General features: G+C 47.9%; 4 protein-coding genes. 1 reads left to right on the forward strand and 3 read right to left on the reverse strand.

Annotation, left to right across the window (positions count from 1 at the left end; all coding sequences use genetic code 11):
* A partial coding sequence (locus WCO51_12055) for a hypothetical protein (protein MEI6513986.1) occupies positions 1–227 on the reverse strand: 227 nt, incomplete at its 3' end.
* Complete coding sequence (locus tag WCO51_12060) at positions 224–469, reverse strand: type II toxin-antitoxin system prevent-host-death family antitoxin (GenBank protein ID MEI6513987.1); 246 nt, start codon at positions 467–469, stop codon at positions 224–226. The genes WCO51_12060 and WCO51_12055, both read right to left, overlap by 4 nt.
* A gap of 344 nt (positions 470–813) precedes the next feature.
* Between WCO51_12060 and WCO51_12065 the strand changes: the two genes are divergently transcribed.
* A complete protein-coding gene (locus WCO51_12065; protein ID MEI6513988.1) occupies positions 814–2,226 on the forward strand; it encodes an FAD-dependent oxidoreductase in 1,413 nt (470 codons plus the stop codon).
* A 67-nt stretch (positions 2,227–2,293) separates the two neighbouring features.
* On the opposite strand, the gene WCO51_12070 is transcribed toward WCO51_12065, so the two are convergent.
* Positions 2,294–2,524 carry a hypothetical protein gene (locus WCO51_12070; GenBank protein MEI6513989.1) on the reverse strand — a complete coding sequence of 77 codons (231 nt, stop codon included), beginning with the start codon at positions 2,522–2,524 and terminating at the stop codon, positions 2,294–2,296.
* Between the last annotated feature and the right edge of the window lie 226 nt (positions 2,525–2,750).

Genomic DNA, 2,750 nt, shown 5'->3' on the forward strand with positions numbered 1-2,750 from the left:
GATTGGATGTCGGTTTTAAATTGGGAAAGCACTCTTCCGGAACTCCCGGTCGGAATTTCCCCTCGGGATTCCTTTGCATGAATGGCAAAGGTCATTTCAAATTCAAGGATGGCGCTCGAATGGATCGGCCCTTTAAGCGTGGAGGCTAACTCGGAGGCTTGTGATGAGATTTGCTCTGGCAAATAGAGGGCCAATACGCAGGAGGTGTCCCAGTAAACGGCTTTCACCAGCGATCCTCCCGTACTTCATCCAGCGCACTCGGCTTCTCGATTGTGGAGGGCTGACCTAAACTCAAGCGGAGGGCTGCCAAGTCGCATAACCAATCTGTGGTATCAGACAGCGGTGTCGATGCAGGGAGAAGTCGGGCCTTGGGCTGACCATGAACAGTGATCAAAATCTCCTCGCCTGAATTGGCAAGGCTAACAAACTCGCTCAATTTGGTCTTAGATTCACGCAGAGTAGCAATCATGTGACCATAATGGTTCTTTTTTTGATTTAGTCAAGGGGTTTTTAATTTAAAAAAAATTTGACCACCCAGCAGCAGTTGGCAATTTGTGAAGCGGGCGACGAAGTGATATGGGTCAGGGATTAATTATTGACATAATGTCCGTCTTTGTTGCTCTATTTCCTCCTGCTTTCGAATTAGTTGCAGCTGTTTAATGCTTCCGAATACAAGTATTTTGCTGAACCCACGGTCTCGGTGTAGGGTTCAATAAGACCACGATGTGAGATTCCATTAAATTTGACATATTTATTGGGATGTGAAAAATTCCTAATGAAACTGAAAACAATCAATCCCCTGCGATGAAAAAAATGCCTAAATCGTCTCATGACTTTGCCGGTTCGATCGTAACAGAGGATGGAATGACACGGCGTTCATTCTGTCGGTTGGCTGTGCTTCTGGGTTCTTCGGTATTTTGTGGCAGATCATCGATGGCCGCCTCATCCTCCAAGACGGTTCTTATCGTGGGGGCTGGAATATCCGGACTTGCGGCGGCGATTGATCTCAAGGCGGCAGGATACCGTGTCATTATTTTAGAAGGGCGCGAAAGAGTCGGCGGGCGTTTGCATACGGATACCAGCCTGAATGGCGTGCCCCTTGACTTGGGTGCCAGTTGGATTCATGGCATCCGCAATAACCCTATTTCCGAGCTTGTCAATAAGTATAGAATCAAAACGGCTGTAACAAATTATGAAGCCATGATCCGATATGCTGACAACGGGAGTCGGATTTCTGATTCCCGAGATGCACGGATTAACAGCAATTTTGATCAACTCGCGGCAGCTATTTCAAAGGCACAAAATGAAGAAGTCAAAGATCGTTCTCTTAGTAGCTTCATCAATAGTTACATCGCCAAGCGTTCTTTTACGCCTGAGCAGCTTCAAGACTTGAACTACTTGGTCAATACGGAGATCGAGCATGAATATGCTTGCGATGTCAGTGATCTGTCTCTTTTTGAATTTGATCAGGATAGCGCTTATGGAGGATCGGACGTTGTTCTCCCAGGGGGGTATAGTCAAATCGTCGAACAACTTAAAATAGGCTTGGATATTCGGACAAGTCACATTGTTCAAAGCATTACGCGCACCTCGTCTGGGGTTAGCATTGCGACTTCGAAAGGAACCTTTGATGGAAGTTTTGCCGTGATCACTCTGCCACTTGGTGTTCTGAAGCAGGGGAATGTGTTATTTAACCCGCCGCTTCCCTCAACCAAGTCGGCGTCGATTTCGCGACTCAATATGAGTGTTCTCAATAAGTGCTATCTAAGATTTTCTCGGGTTTTCTGGGATAGCCAACCGGATTTGCTCGGATATGTGAACTCCGCACGCGGTCAATGGTGCGAGTGGTTGAATATGTATCATTATACAAACCAGCCTGTTCTACTTGGATTTAATGCTGGAACTTATGGAGAACAACTGGAGGCTCAATCGGATTCGGCCATTGCTGCTTCTGCCATGATAGTGCTGAGAAAAATCTACGGCAAATCAATCCCTGATCCCATTGGTGTGCGTGTAACACGATGGAAAAGCGATGTTTTTTCACGCGGATCGTATTCCCATATCCCTCCTAATGCCACTGGGAGTGACTACGATTCTCTCGCAAGCAGTGTCGGTGGAAGGTTATTCTTTGCTGGAGAAGCCACGCATCGCAAATATCCGAGCACAGTTCATGGCGCGTGGCTCAGCGGTCGCAGGGCAGCCACGGAAATCCTATCTTTAGGGTAATCTCCTGGTGCTCGTGATGGTTTTATATAAATTATTGCATTTAATATTTTAGTAATGATTTCCGACATTAAATAACCCCAGCGCAGGAATCGCGCTCGGGTGTGATGTGGACATCGTGGTTTTCGATTCCCAATCCACCAGCATCATTTCGGCAAAAATCCATCACATGGCGACGGATTATACCAAAAGCAGCATGCTTTTGGATTTTAGCAGAGGGGCACAGGGCGTCTTGCCCGTGTGTGTTGGCGTGCTCCTTGGTTCCGCTGGGCAGGGTGGGAGCAAGTGGACCAGTGTCCACACAGCCGAGACGGCGATGCCCCCTTTATTTTGCGCTGCAAAGTCCAATTTCAAAGGGCCAATGGTATTATTCCGCGTTCGAGGGACGAGGGGTCTCGGGAAAAATACGGGACGTGACTGTCCGGGGCCGATTTGTGGTTCGTTCGGGTGCTTTAGCCCGAATCCGGCGGAATTAACCACAACCGACCAAAGGGAGATAGATTGCCGAAGGCAACTCCGAAGGAGTG

Source organism: bacterium (assembly GCA_037131655.1).
In the GTDB taxonomy this organism is placed as follows: Bacteria; Armatimonadota; Fimbriimonadia; order Fimbriimonadales; family JBAXQP01; genus JBAXQP01.